Origin of the sequence: Pseudomonas sp. 10(2024) (assembly GCF_045164175.1) — a bacterium.
Classification (GTDB): domain Bacteria; phylum Pseudomonadota; class Gammaproteobacteria; order Pseudomonadales; family Pseudomonadaceae; genus Aquipseudomonas; species Aquipseudomonas alloputida.
Window position 1 is genome coordinate 2,063,895 of the sequence record NZ_CP174006.1, and the last position, 17,747, is coordinate 2,081,641.

Here is a 17,747-nt window from a genome sequence, read left to right on the forward strand (position 1 = left end):
GCCCTTTCGCGGGTAAACCCGCTCCTACGCAGCTACCGCACCCGGCGGTGGCCCGTGTAGGAGCGGGTTTACCCGCGAAGAGGCCGGCCCTGCCTACCACCGCATCCGCACCCCAAGGCTGCCAATCAACCCGTTCAGGTCATTGTCATCCACATCACTGCTGTAATCGGCGCTGACGAACAACGCCACCGAAGGCGTCACCCGCGCCACCAGCCCCAAGCCTAACTCCACCGTGGTGGAGTAGCGCGAACTGGAGATCTTGTCGACCTCGTCCAGTTTCAGTTCATCGGCATTGCTGAAGTCATACCACACGTTGGTCCGCACATAGGGTTCGATGGGCATGCCGCGCACTTCGTAGCGCCCGGACAACTTGGCACCGACCCGGCCGCTCCAGCTCGGCTGGCTGTCGAAGGCTTGCAAGGTCTCTTCCTGCACTTGGCTGCCAGGGAAGAACTGCTGGTTGATCAACTGTGCCTGGGGCTCGATGACCCAGTTGCCCCCCAGGCGGATCGGGTAACCGCCCTCTACCGAGAAGGTCATTGCGTGGCCACTGTCGTCCAGGCGCTGGCCGTTTTCGCCACGGCCCATCACGTCGATCCGCGAGCCCATGGCCACGGCATCCAGGTGCCAACCCTGTTCATGGGTCATGCTCCAGTACACCCCCAGGCTTTCCCCGCTCAAGTTCACCGCTTTGCGCTGCTTGTCGCCCAGCAGAGGGCGCGCGCCTCTGAAGCTGCTTTGCAGGTTGTTGTGCCCCACGAAAATCCCTGCGCGGTGCACATCGCCCGCTGCAGTTTCACGCACGAACAGGTCCGGGCCGATCATCAGTTGCTGGCTGGGCGCCTCCAGCTGTGCCGGGGGCAGCGCGCGGCCGCGCGCACTGGTGGGGAAGAACTGCGCCCACTGACTGGCAATCAGGTCGGGTGCCGGCTGCTGGTGGCGTTCGCTCATCTGCTGCGAAAACGCATTGAGGGTGCCGAGACTCAACCCACTGGCACTGAGCGGGTCGAGCGACAGTTGCGCCGCCACGGGTTGCTGCAGATAGCCGGGGGAAGTGGGGTCACCCTGCAGTTCGTACGCGATCGTTTCCACTGGGGTTGCCAGAAGCAGCGACGTGGAAACCGCGTAGAAAATGCTGTCGAAGCGCAAGGGGTTCGAGGTGCTTTTCATGGCGGATCTCCTTTGTTTTTGTGGTGCAGCCCGAGAACCTGGCCTGTTGTCACGAGCTGTACGGCAAAAACAGTGGGCGACCCAAACCAGCACGCCAGTTATCGCAAACGCGCACGAAGGCGCGAGCTAGAGGCCCGGCGCAAGTTTTTTACAGCTTGGTACTGTTCAGCTAAGGAGAGGTCGCGGCTTGCGTCAAGAAAGCGTGAAGGAAGTGCTCAGGGTGCGTCGTAACGCCCAACCTGTTGTTTTATCGGTAAAAACAGCAGGGTATAGCGGGGATCGCTATTTGCCGTGCCGTGGCTATGAAGAATGATTGCTAAAGTCGCACTTCAACGGCCAGCGGCAGGTGGTCTGACAGGTGCGACCAAGGTTTGTGCCCCAGAATCCGCGGCCCATGGCTTTCGGCGTTACGCAGGTAAATGCGGTCCAGTCGCAGCAGTGGCAGGCGGGCCGGGTAGGTGCGCGCGAGGTGGCCGTGGTGGCGTTCGAAGGCTTCGTGCAGGTCGCGTTGCAGGCCAAGGGTGCGGTTGCCGTGGCTTTTCCAGTCGTTCAAGTCGCCGGCGATGATCACCGGGGCGTTGGCCGGCAGGGCGTCCAGCAGCTTACGCAGCAACTGGAGCTGCTTTTGCCGGTGGCTTTCCAGCAACGACAGGTGCACGCAGACCGCATGCACCTGGCCTTGACCCGGCACCTCCAGCACACAGTGCAACAGGCCGCGGCGTTCGGGGCCGGTGATCGACACGTCCAGGTTGCGGTGCTCGATGATCGGGTATTTGGACAGCAACGCATTGCCGTGGTGGCCGTCAGGGTAGACCGCGTTGCGGCCATAGGCAAAGTCGCTCCACATGCTGTCGGCGAGGAATTCGTACTGCGAGGTCTGTGGCCAGCCGGGGTAGCGCGCGGCGTGGCGGTCGTGGCTGCCGAGCACTTCCTGAAGGAAGACAATGTCGGCCTGTGTGCTGCGCACGGCCTCGCGCAGCTCCGGCAAGATAAAGCGCCGGTTGAAGGCGGTGAAGCCCTTGTGGGTATTCACCGTCAGTACCCGCAGGCGTTTCACGGCCGGGGCCTGGCTGACGCTGGCGAAACCATTACTGCCGGCTTCGAGGCTCACGATTCCTCCTGAAGTTAACCCTGCCTCACTGTCGCCGCCAAACCCTGTGGGGGCTGGTACACCGCTCCCACCGGGTTTGGCGTGGCGATCACAACGTAGGACCTGCCTGGGCTATCACCGTTCACTCCTCGTCGTACTGCAACACCATCAGCAGCATCGACCGACCCTTCACCTCGAAGGTACTGTCGAACTGCAGGTGCTGCCCCTTGCGCAACTCCGGCCGGTCGGTGTCGACCAGGCAGCTCCAGTAATCGCCTTCGGGCACGGCCGGTAGCTTGAATGGCACGATGTCATGGTGGGCATTGACGATCAGCAACACGGTGGCCTCGGCACCTGGCCGGGCGATACCGCTGACCTGCGCGCGGCCATCTATCAGCATGCCCAGGCAACGCCCGTGTGGGTCTTCCCATTGCTCAACGCTCATCTCGCTGCCATCGGGTGCCAGCCAGGTCACGTCCTTGACCCCAATTGCCTCATTGTAGTCACCCACCAGAAAGCGCGAGCGGCGCAGCACCGGGTAGGCCAGGCGCAGGCGCGTCAGGCGCTTGACGAAGGCCAGCAGCTCTTGGCCTTCCTCGTCCAGGTCCCAGTTCACCCAACCGATCTCGCTGTCCTGGCAGTAAGCGTTGTTGTTGCCGTGCTGGGTGCGGCTGAACTCGTCGCCGGCAACGATCATTGGCGTGCCCTGGGCCAGCAGCAAGGTGGCGAAGTAGTTGCGCATCTGGCGCATGCGCAGGGCATTGATCGCCGGGTCGTCGGTCGGCCCTTCGACGCCGCAGTTCCACGACAGGTTGTTGTCGGTGCCGTCCTGGTTGTTTTCGTCGTTGTCTTCGTTGTGCTTGTGGTTGTAGGACACCAGGTCGCGCAGGGTGAAACCGTCGTGGGCGGTGATGAAGTTGACCGAGGAATAGGGCCTGCGCCCGCGGTTGTTGAACATGTCGCCCGAGGCGGTCAAGCGCGCGGCAAAATCGGCCAGCTGGCCTTCGTCGCCTTTCCAGAAGGCGCGTGCGGTATCGCGGAAGCGGTCGTTCCATTCCGCCCAGCCCGGGGCGAAGTTGCCCACCTGGTAGCCGCCGGGGCCGCAATCCCACGGTTCGGCAATCAGCTTGACCTGGCTCAGCATCGGGTCCTGGCGGCAGGCGACCAGGAAGCCATGACGCTCGCTGTAGCCATCGTGGTAACGGCCAAGGATGGTCGCCAGGTCGAAGCGAAAGCCGTCCACGTGCATTTCGCCGGCCCAGTAGCGAAGCGAGTCGGTGACCAACTGCAGCACGCAGGGGTGGCTCAGGTCCAGGGTGTTGCCGGTGCCGGAGTCGTTGATGTAGTAGCGCTTGTCGTCCGGCATCAGGCGGTAGTACGAGGCGTTGTCGATGCCGCGCATCGACAGGGTCGGGCCGCGCTCGTTGCCTTCGGCGGTGTGGTTGTAGACCACGTCCAGGATCACCTCGAGCCCGGCGTCGTGCAGGTGCGCGACCATCTCCTTGAACTCGGCGATCTTGCCGCTGGCCAGGTAGCGCGGGTGCGGGGCGAAAAAGGCGATGCTGTTGTAGCCCCAGTAGTTGTTCAGGCCCTTGTCCAGCAGGTGCTGGTCGTTGACGAAGGCGTGAATCGGCAGCAGCTCGATGCTCGACACGCCAAGGTCCTTGATGTGTTTGAGCAACTCGTCGTTGGCCAGGCCGGCGAAGGTGCCGCGCAGTTCTTCAGGCACAGCCGGGTGGCGCATGCTGATGCCGCGGGCATGCGCTTCATAGATGATCGTGCGCTCCCATGGGATCTGCACGCGCTGGTCGCGGCCCCAGGTGAACGCCGGGTCGATGACCTTGCATTTGGGCACGAAAGGCGCGCTGTCGCGCTCGTCGAACGACAGGTCACCATCGGGGTGGCCGATGGTGTAGCCGAACAGTGCCTCGGACCATTTCAGGCTGCCGACCAGTTGCTTGGCATACGGGTCGATCAGCAGTTTGTTGGGGTTGAAGCGGTGGCCGTTTTCCGGCTCGTAGGGGCCATACACCCGGTAGCCATAGACCAGGCCGGGGTGAGCGTCGGGGAGGTAGCCATGGTAGATCTCATCGGTGTATTCGGGCAGCTCTATGCGCTCGAGTTCCTGCTCGCCGGTGGAGTCGAACAGGCACAGCTCGACCTTGGTGGCGTTGGCCGAGAAGAGGGCGAAGTTGACCCCAAGGCCATCCCAGGTGGCGCCGAGGGGGAAGGGCATGCCTTCGCGGATGCGCGATGGTGCTACCGAGCGGGTTTTCTTTGGGGTGCGGGGGCTCATGACGATCCTCGAGTGGCCGTGATGGGAGGGGGATTTGGGCTGTCCGGCATGGCCTCTTCGCGGGTAAACCCGCTCCTACAGGTCATCACAGGTGCCTGTAGGAGCGGGTTTACCCGCGAAGAGGCCAGGACAGGTTTAACCGGCAGTAGGCTTTTTCACCGCCCGGGGCTTTTTCACCGCAGCGGGTTTAACCCCTGGCAGGGCAGCCGCCTTGGGTTCGGCAGGCGCCTTTGGCTTGGCCGCTGCTTTCTTGCGCGGGGCTGCCTTTGGCGCCAGCGCTTCGGCCTCGGCCAGCTTGCGGGCCATTTCCCAGTGGCGTTCTTCTTCCCCTACGGGCTTACCTTCGGATTCCCAGATCTGGTAGGCAAATTCGCGAATACGCTTTTCATCGACACTCATCATGACGCTCCTGATGCTCAAGATTGTTGTATCAACACGTTGACCGGAAATTCCGCCAGCACGGCGCTCAACGGCAACTCCTTTGAAGAGCTGACCGCCGCACAGGCGAAAAGTCCCGTCGAGTTGGCAGGTGACAAGGCAAACGGCAATACCAGCCGGGTGTCGTCCCAGTTCTGCGCCGGGATCAACGGTGTAGCGGCACCTCCGAGCAGGCTGCTGGCCAGGCGCGGTGCGACGACGATGGCGTGCTCGCCTTCCCCCAGGCGAGCAAAGGCAATGACCTTGTCAGCGTGCCGGCCCTGTACGGTCAGTGGCAGGTAGGCACCGCGGCGGAACAGCTCGGCATGGGCCTGGCGGCAGTCCAGCACGCGGGCGATCAAGGCCTGTTTGACACGGCCGTCGCGCCAGTGCGCCAGCAGCTCGGCGGCCGGTGTGGCATCGTCCAGCGTGCGACGCCTCGAAGCGTAGTCCACGGCGCGGCGGTTGTCCGGGTCGACCAGGCTGAAGTCCCAGTATTCGTTACCCTGGTACAGGTCGGGCACACCGGGTGTGGTCATGCGCAACAGGGCCTGGACCAGGCCATTGAGAGCGCCGGGGCAGGCCAGCAGCTGCGCCGCGTCGGCCAGCGACTTGCGCAGTTGCTGGTTCTCGCTGTCCAGCAGCAGGCCGTCGAGGTAATGAGCGCAGGCGCCTTCGTAGGCCTCGTTCGGTGCGCTCCAGCTACTGCGCAGCTTGGCCTCGCGCAGGGCCTTCTGCTGCCACTGGCGAACACGCTCGGCGTATTGACGCAGGGCATTGTCGTCGTTCAGGTCGAGGTCCAAGGGCCAACTGCCGAGCAGGGTTTGTAGCAGCATCAACTCGTCGCCGGGGCTGGGTGCCAGCCCGTCGTCCAACTGCGCGCGCAGGGGGGCGGCCAGCTCACGCCAGTGCTCTACCCGGCTGGCCAGCCACGTGCCGCGCTCGCTGAGTACGGCCAGGCGTGCACGCGTGTCTTCGCCGCGCTTGTGGTCGTGGGTGGCGGTGGTCAGCAGGTTGTCGGGGAAATCGCGCAGGCGCCGCTGGGCCTCGTTGTGGAAATGCATGGGGGGTGCGCTGAAGCGCTCGGCCTCGAAACCCACGTCGTTACGCGACAGCAGCCGCGCGCTGCGGTAGAAGGCGGTGTCTTCCACGGCTTTGGCGGCGCTGGGCGCAGTCAGTTGCTGGAAGCGCACGCAGGCGTGGCGCAGTTGCTTGCGGGCGCGCCCCGGTGGCAGATGCCGCCAGGCTTGCCCGCCCAGCCACCGTTCAAGTTGGTCCAGTAGCGGCCAGTCAGCTTCGGCAAGGTCTTGCCGGGCATTGGTCAGGGCCTGCTGGAAGAACGTTTCGTCCTGCGCCGGGCGCCCGCAGGCATTGAAGTAGGTTCGGTAAACCGGGTAATGCGCCACCAACGCCTGCAAGGCCCGGCGAATCGCGCCCAGGGTCAGGTCACGGGTCATCAGGTCGTTGCGCGCGACCTGCAACAGTGCCTGGGCCACCGACTCGCAGTCACCGGCCAGGCTGGCGTTGAGCACCAGGTGACGGGCCTGGCGCACTTCTTCAGGGAAGTCCGGGCGCTCGCTGACGTTGCTCCACAGTTCGCTCAGCGGCGCTTCGCCGGCCGGATCATGCTGCAGCAGCGACACCTGGTTCATGAACTCGTAGCCGGTGGTGCCGTCGGTAAGCCAGTCGCGGTGCAGGTGCTCGTCGGCACCCAGGATCTTTTCCACGTACAGGGGGAAGTGCTCCAGCCCTGCATTCAGCGGCCGCCGCGCCAGCAGGTTATCAACCCGCCGGCGCAGTTTGCGGCAGTAGCCACGCGGGTCGGCAAGGCCGTCGATATGGTCGATGCGCAGGCCGTCCACCAGGCCGCGTTCGATCAGTTCGAACAGCTTGGCATGGGTGGCTTCGAACACCACGGCGCGCTCCACGCGCAGGCCGCCCAATTCGTTGATGTCGAAGAAGCGCCGCCAGTTGATGTCGTCGGCAGCAGTACGCCAGCTGGCCAGGCGGTAGGTCTGGCGCTCCAGCAGCAGGTGCAGGCGCTTGAAACCGGCCTCGCTGCGGCTGTCGAATGCCACCAGGGCCGATTCGAGGTCGGCACCTTCGCGCACCAGGCGTGCCAGTTCGGCTTGGAGCGGCAGGCTATCGGCCAGCGGGGTGGACGAGTCGCCCAATGCCGTGAAGCGCTCGGCCAGCACCTTGAGTGCAGGTTCCGGGCTGAGCGCGAGAATCCAGCCGTAATCGACCGGGCAGATCGGGAAACGATGCGCGTAATGGGCCACTTGCAGCAGCCCCTGCTGTTTGTCGAACTGCAGCGGTATCTCGCCATTCTTGAGCGCCACGCCGTAGTCGCTGCCGAGGAACGGCAACAGCAGTTGCCCGGCCAGCAGTGGGTCGCTGGAGTGCCACTGGATGTCGAAAAACTCGGCATACGGACTGCGCCGTCCCCAGGCCAGCAGGCTTTGCCACCAAGGGTTGTCGGCACCGCCTACGGCCATGTGGTTGGACACCGTGTCGAGGATCAGCCCCATGCCATGCTGGCGCAGGGCGGCAACCAGGCGCTCCAGCGCGGCCTCGCCGCCCAGCTCCGGGTTGACGCAGGTAGGATCGACCACGTCGTAGCCATGGCGCGAGCCAGCGCGGGCCTTGAGGATGGGCGAGGCATACAGGTGGCTGATGCCCAGCTGGGCGAAATACGGCACCAGCGGCACAGCGTGGTCGAGGGTGAAGTCGCTGTGGAATTGCAAGCGCAGGGTCGCGGTCAGTGGCTTCATCGGTCACGCTCCCACGCCTGTTCGCGGGCCTGGGCCAGCAGCTCCAGGCGCCGTGCGGCATCCTCGTCGTCGAGCAGTTCGCGTACCGGACGGGCAAAGCGCCGCCGCCAGTTGGGATGGCCATTGGTGGTGCCCGGCAGGTTGGGTTGCTCGTCGCAGCCCAGCAGGTCTTCCAGCGGTACCAGCACCAGCGGCGCACGGGTATGGCCAACGAAGCGGATGGCCGCATCGATCAGCGCGTCGTTGTCCTTCAGTTCGCCGTAGTTGGCCTCCAGGATGCGGCGCAGGCCTTCGCGTTCTTTCTGACGCTCGTGTCGCCAGTGCAATTCGGTCGCTGCGTCGATCAGTTGCAAACGGTGTCTCCAGTCGATGTCGCGGTTTGCCAGCCAGCCGGCCAGTGGCGCCAGGTCGTGGGTGCCGGTTGTGGCCAGGGCATTGTCGGGCCAGTCGAGAATCGGCTTGAACTGGCCCGGCTGGGTTTGCTCGAACGGCAGCACGCGCATGCCCAGCACCGCTTTCTCGGCCAGCTTTTCGCGCAGGCTGTCGGGCACGGTGCCCAGGTCTTCACCCAGGATGATCGCCTGGTGACGCACCGACTCCAGCGCCAGCAGGCGCAACAGGTCGTCTAGCGGGTAGTCGAGGTAGGCGCCCTCGCTGGGTTTGGCCCCCTGCGGGATCAGCCATAGCCGGCGCAGGCCCATCACATGGTCGATGCGCAGGCCGCCAGCGTGGGCGAGGTTGGCCCGCAGCATCTCGATGAAGGCGCGATAGCCATTGCGCTTGAGGCCCTCGGGCGAGAAGGCGCAAATGCCCCAATCCTGCCCTACGTGGTTGAGGATGTCGGGCGGCGCACCCACGCTCAGGCCGGCCAGCAGTTCGTCCTGGCGGCTCCAGGCCTGGCTGCCGGCACCGTCGGCACCCACCGCCAGGTCGGCGATCAGGCCCACGGCCATGCCGTTGCTGCGGGCCGCTTCCTGGGCGCGTTGCAGGCCACGTTCGGTCAACCACTGGCAGAAGGCGTGGAACTCGACCTTGGCCGGGTAGGCATTGGCTAAAGCCTCCACTTCCGGGTGGTAGGGGTCGTGCCAGGCTTTGGGCCAGTTGCGCCAGTCGGCCCCGAGGCCGTGCTCCACCGCCTGGGCCTGCAGCACCTCGAAGCGGCAGTGGTGCTCCAGCGTCTGGCCGCCGGCTTCGCGGAAGCTGTCAAAATCAGTGCGTAGCGGGTGGTCGCCGTGGCTGAAGCCTTGGTAAAGCGCTTCAAGCAAGCGCAACCGGGCGCTGGCGGCGCGTGGCCAGTCGACCAGAGGGCGTTGCTCCAGCTCTTCGAGTTGTTGCTCCAGCCCGCAGGCTTCGATGGCCATGCGCACTTCCCGTTCACCCAGCAGGGCCGCGGGGCTGGTGTACAGGGTGTTGAGCAGCAGGCGACTGGAAGGTGAGTAGGGGCTGTAGTGTTCCTGGTCGATGGCCGACAGGGCGTGAATCGGGCTGATAGCCAAGGCATCGGCGCCGCGCTCGGCGGCCGAGCGGGCTAACTGCTCCAGCGCCAGGCAGTCGCCGAAGCCACCATCGCCGGGGCGGCGCAGGCTGTAAAGCTGCACTGCCAGGCCCCAGCAGCGTGGTGGCGGCTGTTGCACCTTGTCTTCCAGGCTGTGGCAGCGTGTTGGCGCCACTGCCACGGTGAAGCGGCGGCTGTCGATTTCCACCTGGTGATAGCCGATGGGCAGCTCGCCGGGCAGGCGCGCCTGGTCATCGAGGCGGATGGTGACAGAGGTGTGGTCTTCCAGGGTGCAGTGGGCCACGCTGGCGGCACTGAAGTAGCGCGAGAGCGCTAGCGGCTGGCCTACGTCGGCGGTCAGCAAGGGCGGCAGGTGTTCGCTGTCTTCGGCGGTTTCCACCGCACGCAGGCTGGCGGCAACGGCCGCGTCATCGCCGGCCGGGTGGCCAAGGCCTTCGAGGATGTTGCGCAGCACGTCGTCGCTGACACGCTGGGGCCTGGCATTGGCGTCGATCCAGTCGCGGCTCAGCCCGACGCTGGATGCCAGACGGTGCAGGGCGGTTTCGCTCATGGGTGCTCCTGGGCAGGGGGAAGCAGGCTGACCACACAGCTGTAGGCAGCCAGGTGGGTATCCGGGTGGCGGGTGTCGCTGCTGTCGAACAGCCGTGTGAATGGCGCGGGCAGTTCGACCGCCTGCGGGGTGTCGGCCAGGTTCAGGTCGATGCGCAGAGTGTTGCCGTTGCCCAGCTGCCAGCGCGCGGTCAGCGCTTTGTCAGCGTGCACCTCGGCGCCCAGCGCACGGCTACCGGGCAAGTGCGGGATGATGTGGCGGCGGCGCAGGTCGAGCAGTTGCTGGTAAAGGCCGTGCCAGCCGGCGATCACCGCCTTGTTCTGCGGGCGTGAAGAGGTGAAGGTCTGTTCGGCGTTGGGGTCGGGAATGTGCTCACGCTGCTCGGGGTCGGCGAACGCGGCGAAGTGGGCGAACTCGCCACGACGGCCTTCGCGTACCGCGTCGGCCAGCGCGTCATGGAAGTCGGTAAAAAACAGGAACGGCTGGCAACTGCCGGCTTCGTCGCCCATGAACAGCAGCGGAATCATGGGGGCCAGCAGCAACAGGCCGGTGGCTGCACGCAGGGCTGGCGCGGGGCATAGGCGGGTCAGGCGCTCACCCAGCGCGCGGTTGCCGATCTGGTCGTGGTTCTGCAGGAACAACACGAAGGCGCTGGGCGGCAAATGCCCGCTGGGTTCGCCGCGTGGTTTGCCATGCCGGTTGGCCTGGCCCTGGAACACGAAACCTTCGCCAAGGCACCGTGCCAGTTGGTCGATGGGGCGATGCTGGAAGTCGGCATAGTAACCTTCGGTTTCACCGGTCAGCAGCACGTGCAGGGCATTGTGGCCGTCATCGTTCCACTGGGCGTCGTAACCCTGTTCCAGCAGGCCCGCCTGGTTGTGCTCGTTCTCCAGCACCAGCCACACGTGCCGACCCGGTTCTACGGCGGCGCGCACCCGTTGGGCCAGCTCGATCAGGAAGTCGGGCTGGTCGATGGCATGCACCGCATCCAGGCGCAGGCCGTCGAAGCGGTAGTCGCACAGCCACATCAGGGCGTTCTGGATAAAGTACTCGCGCACCTGCGGGCGGCGAAAGTCGATGGCCGCGCCCCAAGGTGTCTGCCGGTCTTCACGGAAGAAAGGGCTGGCGTACTGGTGCAGGTAATTGCCGTCGGGGCCGAAGTGGTTGTACACCACATCGACCAGCACCATCAGCCCGTGGCCGTGGGCCTGGTCGACCAGTGCGCACAGCTGCTCGGGGCTGCCGTAGGTATTCTGTGGGGCGTATGGCAGTACGCCGTCGTAGCCCCAGTTGCGTTCGCCGGGGAACTGCCCCAGCGGCATCAGCTCGATCGCGCTGATGCCCAGTTCGGCCAGGCGCGGCAGTTGCCGGGCAACCCCGGCGTAACCCCCGAGCAGGCCGACATGCACTTCCTGGATCACGGCCTCATGCCAAGGCCGGCCTTGCCACGGGTGTTGCCAGGCGTAACCGGCCACATCCACTACCTGGCTGGGCCCGTGTACGCCGTCGGGCTGGTAGCGCGAGGCCGGGTCGGCCACCTGCAGCTCCCCGTCGATACGGTAGTGGTAACGGTCACCGGCCTGGCATGGCGCAACGCCGCTGTACCAACCCTCATCATCCGGCAGCAGTTCGATGGCCGGCTGCCGCTCCAGTTCCACGCTCACGCTGCGCGCATCCGGCGCCCAGAGGGCGAAGCGCGCCGACGTGGCGTCCAGCAAGTGTGCGCCATGTCTGTGCATCTTCCGGCCCCCGCTCAGTAATGGCTCAGTTGTGTCTGCTTGACCAGGTCCTCGTACAGGCGGGCATAGGGTTCAACCGCCTGGCACCAGTTGAACGGCTGGGTCATCGACAGGCAGCGCATGGCGTTCAGCAGGTCCTTCTTGCCGTAAACATAGAAGGCGCGGCTGAGTGCCTCGCGGTAGCTCTCGACGGTGGACTCGTTGAACAGGAAGCCCGTCACGCCGCACTCGATGGTGTCGGCCAGGCCACCGGTATTGCGTGCTACCGGCAGCGAGCCGAAGCGTTGCGCGTACATCTGGCTGAGGCCGCACGGCTCGTAGCGCGACGGCATCAGCAGGAAATCGCTGCCGGCGAACATGCGCCGGGCATCGGTTTCATTGAAGCCGATACGCACACCGATGCGGCCCGGGTGGCGCAGCGCCAGCTCGCGCATGGCCTGTTCCTCTTCCGGCTCGCCGCGGCCGATGATCGCGATCTGCCCGCCTTGCTCGACGATGTAGTCGGCCACGCCCAGGGTCAGGTCCAGGCCCTTTTGATAGACCAGCCGCGACACCACGGCGAACAGCGGGCCTTCGGAATCGTCCAGGCCGAACAGCTCGCGCACCTCCTGGGTGTTACGTGCTTTGCCCTCCCAGTCATTGATGCTGAAGTTGTGCTGCAGGTGCTTGTCGGTAGCCGAGTCCCAGCTTTCGTCGATGCCGTTGGGGATGCCACCGAGCAGGCCTTGCTGGGCCTTGCTGGCGAGGAAACCGTCCAGGCCGCAGCCAAATTCCGGGGTGGTGATTTCCCGGGCATAGGTGGCGCTGACTGTGGTGATGTGGCTGGAGTAGGCCAGGCCGGCCTTGAGGAACGACAGCTTGCCGTAGAACTCCATGCCTTCTTGCTGCATGGCATGTTCGGGTATTGCCAGCTCCGGGCTGCAGCCGCGGCTGTACACACCTTGGTACGCCAGGTTGTGGATGGTGAACAGTGTGGGCGTATTCAGGCCGCGCCAGTGCATATAGGCCGGGGCCAGGCCGGCGGGCCAGTCATGCGCGTGCACCACTTCCGGCGTCCAGTGGATCTTGCCTTCGCCCGCAGCGATTTCGGCGGCAGCCAGGCCCAGGCGGGCGAAGCGGATGTGGTTGTCAGGCCAGTCGCGACCATTGTTGGCACCATAGGGTGTGCCGTCGCGCTGGTACAGTTCGGGGCAGATCAACACATAGATGACCAGGCCGTCGGCCATGTCCATGCGCCCAATCTTGCAGGGCGGCAGGGCCGCATGGCCGCCCAGTTCACCCACGATATGTATAGGGTTGTCGCTTTCCATCACCTGGCGGTAGCCGGGGATGAGGACCCGCACATCGTGCAGGTGCGCCAGGGCACGGGGCAGGGCAGCGGACACGTCACCCAGGCCACCGGTTTTCACCAGATCGGCGATTTCCGAGGTCACGAACAGAATCTTGCGCATGTTCGGGTTTTGCTGGCGCTGGGCGCCGGGTGCCTTGGCTGTCGTGGCGAAATCCGGGGTAAGCGGCTCGCGGTTATCCGGTTTGAAAGCGTCTACGTGAGGCTCGACAGCGGCACTGATCATACTTCTCTCCGTCCCTATGCTTGGTCGGGTGCTGGCACCCGTGGCGATGTTTCGTGCTGGTTCTCTCTGCTTGCTGAATGCTGCGTAGTGCGTTCCATGCCCCAGTGTTGTGCGCGCACGCACGGCGCGATCGGCGTTCCGGCCGAAAGCGATTGGGCTGTTGGGTTGGTGGCCGTGGCTGGGAAGTCCCTTTGCGTTTGGCCTACTTAGTTCCTGACCTGCCCGCTTTCCGTAAAGTTCGACTTTTTTCGTCACTCTTCCATTGAGCAAATGGCGGGCCGAAACCTGAGTGTAGGAGAGAAATAGATAAAAAGGTGACCCACTGGTCACCATTGAGATGCTGCGGAATAGACGCAAACGTTGGCGTATGGAAGCGGATGTGAACGCATGGCTGGCGAAGAGAGTGAGGGGCGAACGGCATGCCCCATTCATGACGGTTGCGCACTATTTTGGTGCGTGCTTGTACCGCCAAATGGGGCTGCGGGTGCATGTCCGGATGTGCCCAGTCCTATATCGGTGCGACGCCCTGCACAGGGGCGAGTATCCAAGCAGTTCCAAAAGTTTGGCTCGAATAATTATCTGAGTTACAGGGTCGGCAGTCAGGCAAACGGATCGCATGATAAAAAGTTGTAAGTTCATGCTGTAGGAAATTGCCTGCGGAATCTCCATTTATATTAAACCCACCGTTCCTGTCTTATCGTGGTGATACGGTTTAGGTTGCTCCTCAATCCACTGCCTCATCCTGATCGCCATCATGGGGTGAAGCCCGAAATGCCAAGCATTTAGCGGGCTTGCACCTTGGTGGCAGGCCAATTTCGTTCGACATTCTCATCTTGAAGAAAGCCAGGGTGTGGTTGTTTTTTCGCCGATAAACATGATGGCGGGTAGAGCAACTCATGAAACAGTCTGACTTTCGCTTCAGTTTTCAGGCACTCGCCGGGCGCACGGAATTCGAAGTGGTTTCATTCAAGCTGGATGAAGCCCTCAACCAGCCATTTGTACTGAACCTGGAACTTGTCAGCTACGAAAGTGATATCGACTTCGGCCACGTCCTCGACAAGCCTGCGTTATTCACCCTTTATTGCGCAGACCGGCCACTGCGTCATGTGCATGGCTTGGTCAGTGCCTTCAGCCAGGGTGAAACCGGCTTTTGTCGCACGCGCTACCACGCCGTGGTCGAGCCGCAGCTGGCCCGCGCGCGGTTGCGTTCGAACTGGCGGATCTTTCAGCACAAAACCGTGCCGCAGATTCTTGAACTCATGTTCAAGCGTCAGGGCATCACCCGCTTTGAGCTGAAAAGCAGCGCGCAGCACCAGGTGCGGGAGTTCTGTGTCCAGGCGGGTGAAACCGACCTCGACTTCATCCATCGCCTTGCCGCTGAAGAGGGGTTCGTCTACCGCTTCGAACACTGCGCCCGGCAGCACACGCTGATCGTTACCGACCGTTTGCTGTCGTTTGGGCTGCTCAGCCGGGGCGCGCTCAAGGTAGGGGAAGACGAGGCGCTTTGGCTGGATGAGGATGATGTCGGCCCCGACAAGGTGCTGTACCACGCCAGCAGTGGTGGCGACCAGGCCCGCGCCTGCCTGCGGCGCTTGCGCTATTGCGAGCAGGTACGTACTGCGCGGCAAGTGCAGCGCGACTACACCTTCACCAACCCGGCCTACCGGCAGGAGCACAAGGCCCAGACCAATGGCGTCACGCACCAGTCACTGGACTACGAGCGCTTTGATTACCCGGGGCGCTACAAGCGCGATGCGGTGGGCAAGCCCTTCACTGAAACACGGCTGACGGCGCTGCGCCACGACGCATGCCTGGCCAAAGTGCAGGGCGACGACGTGCGCCTGCAGACAGGTCTGAGCTTCACCCTCATCGGCCACCCGCGGGAAGACCTCAATGTTCACTGGCGCGTGATCAGCCTGAGTCACGAAGGTACCCAGCTCACCAGCCTGCAGGAAGAAGCTGCTGGCGCAGAACAAGGCACCCGCTACGTGAACGATGCGCTGCTGGTGCAGGGCATGGCCGAGTGGCGCCCGGCCCCCATGGCCAAGCCGCGCATTGATGGCCCACACATGGCTACCGTGGTCGGCCCGCCTGGTGAGGAGATCTATTGCGACGAATGGGGGCGGGTCAAGGTCAGCTTCCCGTGGGACCGGGAGAGCAAGAACAACGAGTTCAGTTCCTGCTAGGTACGGGTGTCGCAAGGCTGGGCCGGTGGCAGCTGGGGTTCGATGGCCATCCCGCGTATCGGCCAGGATGTGATTGTCCAGTACGTCAATGGCGACCCCGACCAGCCGATGATCACCGGGCGCACCTATTGCGGTGACCAGCTGCCGCCGTACGACCTTCCGGATCACAAGACCCGCATGACCATCAAGAGCCAGACCCATAAAGGCGATGGCTTCAACGAGTTGCGCTTCGAGGACGAGCTGGGGCGGCAGGAAGTGTTCATTCATGCCGAGCGCGACCAGAACAATGTTGTGAAACACAACGAAACCACGCTCATTGGCAATGACCGTAGCGAACGCGTCGAGCATGACGAAGTGGTGGACATAGGTGGCAACCGCAGCGTCACGGTTGGCGCCAGCAAGCGCGAAACGGTCGCCCTTGGCAAAGTCGAAAGCATTGGCCTAGGCAAGTCGCTGGCCGTTGGCGGGGGGCTAAGTGTAATGGTCGGCCTTGAGGCCACCGAGCAGGTCGCGCTGGACAAGCGCGTGCAGGTCGGCGGGCAACTGCGGGTCGACGCCGATGAGGATGTGTCGATCACCAGTCATCACGGCCACGTGCATATCGACAGCCGAACGTCGCTGACCCTGAGCTGCGGCGGGGCCTTTATCAAGCTGAGCGATGGCCGCATCGAAATCGGTTGCCCCGAACCACTGCTTTTATACGCCATCGCCCAGGTCAAGGCGCCTGCACGTTACGGAGTGCCGCCTGCACCCGAGCAGGACGAAATCGAGTTTCGCCTGGTGCATGCCGACGGTACGCCGATTGCGGGCACGGCCTACGTGGCAACGTTGTCCGATGGCACCCAGCGCCAGGGCGTGGTCGACCAGAACGGCTATGCCCGCCTGGCTGGCGTTACCCCCGGTTGCAGCGCCCAGGTGCGCTACGAAGTTGGCCCTGGCCCGCTGCAGCTGACGACCGCTACCGAGCTGGATACTGCCTTGCAGGCATTGCTTGCCGGCTGCACCTCGGCAGGTGGCCAGCCATGAGTTCGACAGCTGACTGGCTGGATGAAGCAGTGGAAAAAGTGGCCGACGGCTTTGGCTGGCTGCGTGACCTGGTGCTTGGCGAGTTTGCCGAGGAGCGGCCACTGAGCGTGGTCATCGCCGACATGCTGCTGTCGTTGGTGCCGGGGGTGGTGATCGTGCTCAGTGCCCGCGACCTGGCTGCGGTGTGCCTGCGCCTGGGCAAGCGCTACGCGGCGGACGGCAGCCAGGCAACGCCGCAGCCGCCAGAATGGCAAGAGTGGGTGTTGCTGGTGGCCTGCCTGATGACCTTGATCGCGCCGATCATCGGTGCTGTGGCGGGGGCTGTGGGCACGCCCGTGGGCTCGGTGGCAGGAGCACTGGTTGGGCAGGAAGCAGCAGCGTTCTTGCGTGGTTTGTGCTTGCTGTTGATACGTGAAAGTCAGGTCATCCTGCAGACAGTGGTTGCGTTTCTCGGCAAGTTCACCCGCGGCAGCGTGGAGTTCTGGCTGCACCAGGTCAGGTTCGCGAGCTATGAAAAGGACTTGCTGGCCTACCTGAACCTGTTTTTGACCAAGGTTCTCGCGGCAACGGCAAAGCTTCGCAGCTACCTGGGCAACTGGCCGTTCAACCAGGCGGCCTCGCACCTGTTGGTGCGGTTGCAGGCCATGGAAGCGCAGTTCTACGCCGTGCAGGTGCATGCCTTGCGGGAAATCCCGCATGCGCTGATGCAGCTCGATGCCAGGCTGGCCAAGGTTCTGGAGCAGGCCAGCGACCTGCCCGCGCAGGTTGCGCAAGCCGGGGTGCATGCGCAAAAGCCGGTGCCCATGGCCATGAGTGGTGGGCGGGTGACCTCTGGCATCGGCATGCGCCCGCGTTACCTTGAGCGCCCCGAAGGTGTGCTCGGCCCGCCCGTGCCCACGTCGCCGACAGTCGCTGCGCAGGGTGCCAATGTGCACGTGTTCGATCACGCGACGGCGACGCGGGCGCAGAAGGGCATTTATGGGGAGGTGGTTAGTGATCAGTACATGCTCGGCAAGGGCCATGAAAACCTGTTGTCCGCCGCGCGTGGGCCTCGCAGCCTGGAAATGAAACCCACCGGGCGTGGGCTGGATGGCGTCTATCGTAATGCCCATCCGCCACCGCCGTTCATTATTACCGAGACCAAGTATCGAACGGGGGGCGTGTTTTCGCCGGGTAGTTTGCCGGTTACGAAGGGGAGTGAGGGGTATCCGAGTGCCCGGCAGATGAGTGATGCGTGGATTGGCCCCAGATTACAAAGCGCGTTGGGGCGTAAGGAGGGAGATGCGATTCGAGAGGCGGGGTACGAGCGGTGGCTAATAGTTGTAAACGAAAACGGGGTCGTATCGAGTGTGACTAAGCTCGACGGTAATGCTAGAGCCATTGTTGATACTGTTCGATAGGAGGTGTCA

The 17,747-nt window shown here is 63.9% G+C and carries 9 protein-coding genes and 1 pseudogene; 2 read left to right on the forward strand and 8 right to left on the reverse strand.

What is annotated here, in order from left to right; translation table 11 throughout:
- Positions 1-93: 93 nt before the first annotated feature.
- From ACI7M0_RS09265 to glgA, 8 genes are all read right to left on the reverse strand, one after another.
- A complete protein-coding gene (locus ACI7M0_RS09265; RefSeq protein WP_129932000.1) occupies positions 94-1,170 on the reverse strand; it encodes an autotransporter outer membrane beta-barrel domain-containing protein in 1,077 nt (358 codons plus the stop codon).
- A gap of 316 nt (positions 1,171-1,486) precedes the next feature.
- Positions 1,487-2,281 (reverse strand): endonuclease/exonuclease/phosphatase family protein, encoded by a 795-nt coding sequence (locus ACI7M0_RS09270; protein WP_129931999.1) that lies wholly within the window; start codon positions 2,279-2,281, stop codon positions 1,487-1,489.
- A 121-nt stretch (positions 2,282-2,402) separates the two neighbouring features.
- The gene (gene glgX / locus ACI7M0_RS09275; protein WP_010954850.1) at positions 2,403-4,556 is read right to left on the reverse strand and encodes a glycogen debranching protein GlgX; all 2,154 of its coding nucleotides are present in this window, start codon (positions 4,554-4,556) and stop codon (positions 2,403-2,405) included.
- Positions 4,557-4,691: 135 nt separating this feature from the next.
- Complete coding sequence (locus tag ACI7M0_RS09280) at positions 4,692-4,958, reverse strand: DUF2934 domain-containing protein (protein ID WP_064614872.1); 267 nt, start codon at positions 4,956-4,958, stop codon at positions 4,692-4,694.
- Between the two features lie 14 nt (positions 4,959-4,972).
- Entirely contained in the window at positions 4,973-7,747 is a 2,775-nt protein-coding gene (locus ACI7M0_RS09285; protein ID WP_129931998.1) for a malto-oligosyltrehalose synthase, read from the reverse strand.
- Complete coding sequence (gene malQ, locus ACI7M0_RS09290) at positions 7,744-9,813, reverse strand: 4-alpha-glucanotransferase (RefSeq protein WP_129931997.1); 2,070 nt, start codon at positions 9,811-9,813, stop codon at positions 7,744-7,746. The genes ACI7M0_RS09285 and malQ overlap by 4 nt, the downstream gene beginning before the upstream one ends.
- The gene (treZ, locus tag ACI7M0_RS09295) at positions 9,810-11,552 is read right to left on the reverse strand and encodes a malto-oligosyltrehalose trehalohydrolase (RefSeq protein WP_129931996.1); all 1,743 of its coding nucleotides are present in this window, start codon (positions 11,550-11,552) and stop codon (positions 9,810-9,812) included. The genes malQ and treZ overlap by 4 nt, the downstream gene beginning before the upstream one ends.
- Positions 11,553-11,566: 14 nt before the next feature.
- Positions 11,567-13,126: a glycogen synthase GlgA gene (gene glgA / locus ACI7M0_RS09300; protein ID WP_020192069.1), complete on the reverse strand. Its 1,560-nt coding sequence runs from the start codon at positions 13,124-13,126 to the stop codon at positions 11,567-11,569.
- An 896-nt stretch (positions 13,127-14,022) separates the two neighbouring features.
- Here glgA and ACI7M0_RS09305 point away from each other — a divergent pair.
- Positions 14,023-16,338: pseudogene (locus tag ACI7M0_RS09305) on the forward strand (type VI secretion system Vgr family protein).
- Positions 16,335-17,738 carry a hypothetical protein gene (locus tag ACI7M0_RS09310; RefSeq protein WP_129931995.1) on the forward strand — a complete coding sequence of 468 codons (1,404 nt, stop codon included), beginning with the start codon at positions 16,335-16,337 and terminating at the stop codon, positions 17,736-17,738. Before ACI7M0_RS09305 ends, ACI7M0_RS09310 begins: the two are co-directional and overlap by 4 nt.
- The last annotated feature ends 9 nt before the right edge of the window (positions 17,739-17,747 follow it).

Excerpts from the sequence above, each read along its gene's own strand:
- ACI7M0_RS09285 (WP_129931998.1), bottom strand. The coding sequence starts at position 7,747 with ATGAAGCCACTGACCGCGACCCTGCGCTTGCAATTCCACAGCGACTTC.
- glgA (WP_020192069.1), bottom strand. The coding sequence starts at position 13,126 with ATGATCAGTGCCGCTGTCGAGCCTCACGTAGACGCTTTCAAACCGGAT.
- treZ (WP_129931996.1), bottom strand. The coding sequence starts at position 11,552 with ATGCACAGACATGGCGCACACTTGCTGGACGCCACGTCGGCGCGCTTC.
- ACI7M0_RS09310 (WP_129931995.1), top strand. The coding sequence starts at position 16,335 with ATGAGTTCGACAGCTGACTGGCTGGATGAAGCAGTGGAAAAAGTGGCC.
- ACI7M0_RS09280 (WP_064614872.1), bottom strand. The coding sequence starts at position 4,958 with ATGATGAGTGTCGATGAAAAGCGTATTCGCGAATTTGCCTACCAGATC.
- malQ (WP_129931997.1), bottom strand. The coding sequence starts at position 9,813 with ATGAGCGAAACCGCCCTGCACCGTCTGGCATCCAGCGTCGGGCTGAGC.
- glgX (WP_010954850.1), bottom strand. The coding sequence starts at position 4,556 with ATGAGCCCCCGCACCCCAAAGAAAACCCGCTCGGTAGCACCATCGCGC.
- ACI7M0_RS09265 (WP_129932000.1), bottom strand. The coding sequence starts at position 1,170 with ATGAAAAGCACCTCGAACCCCTTGCGCTTCGACAGCATTTTCTACGCG.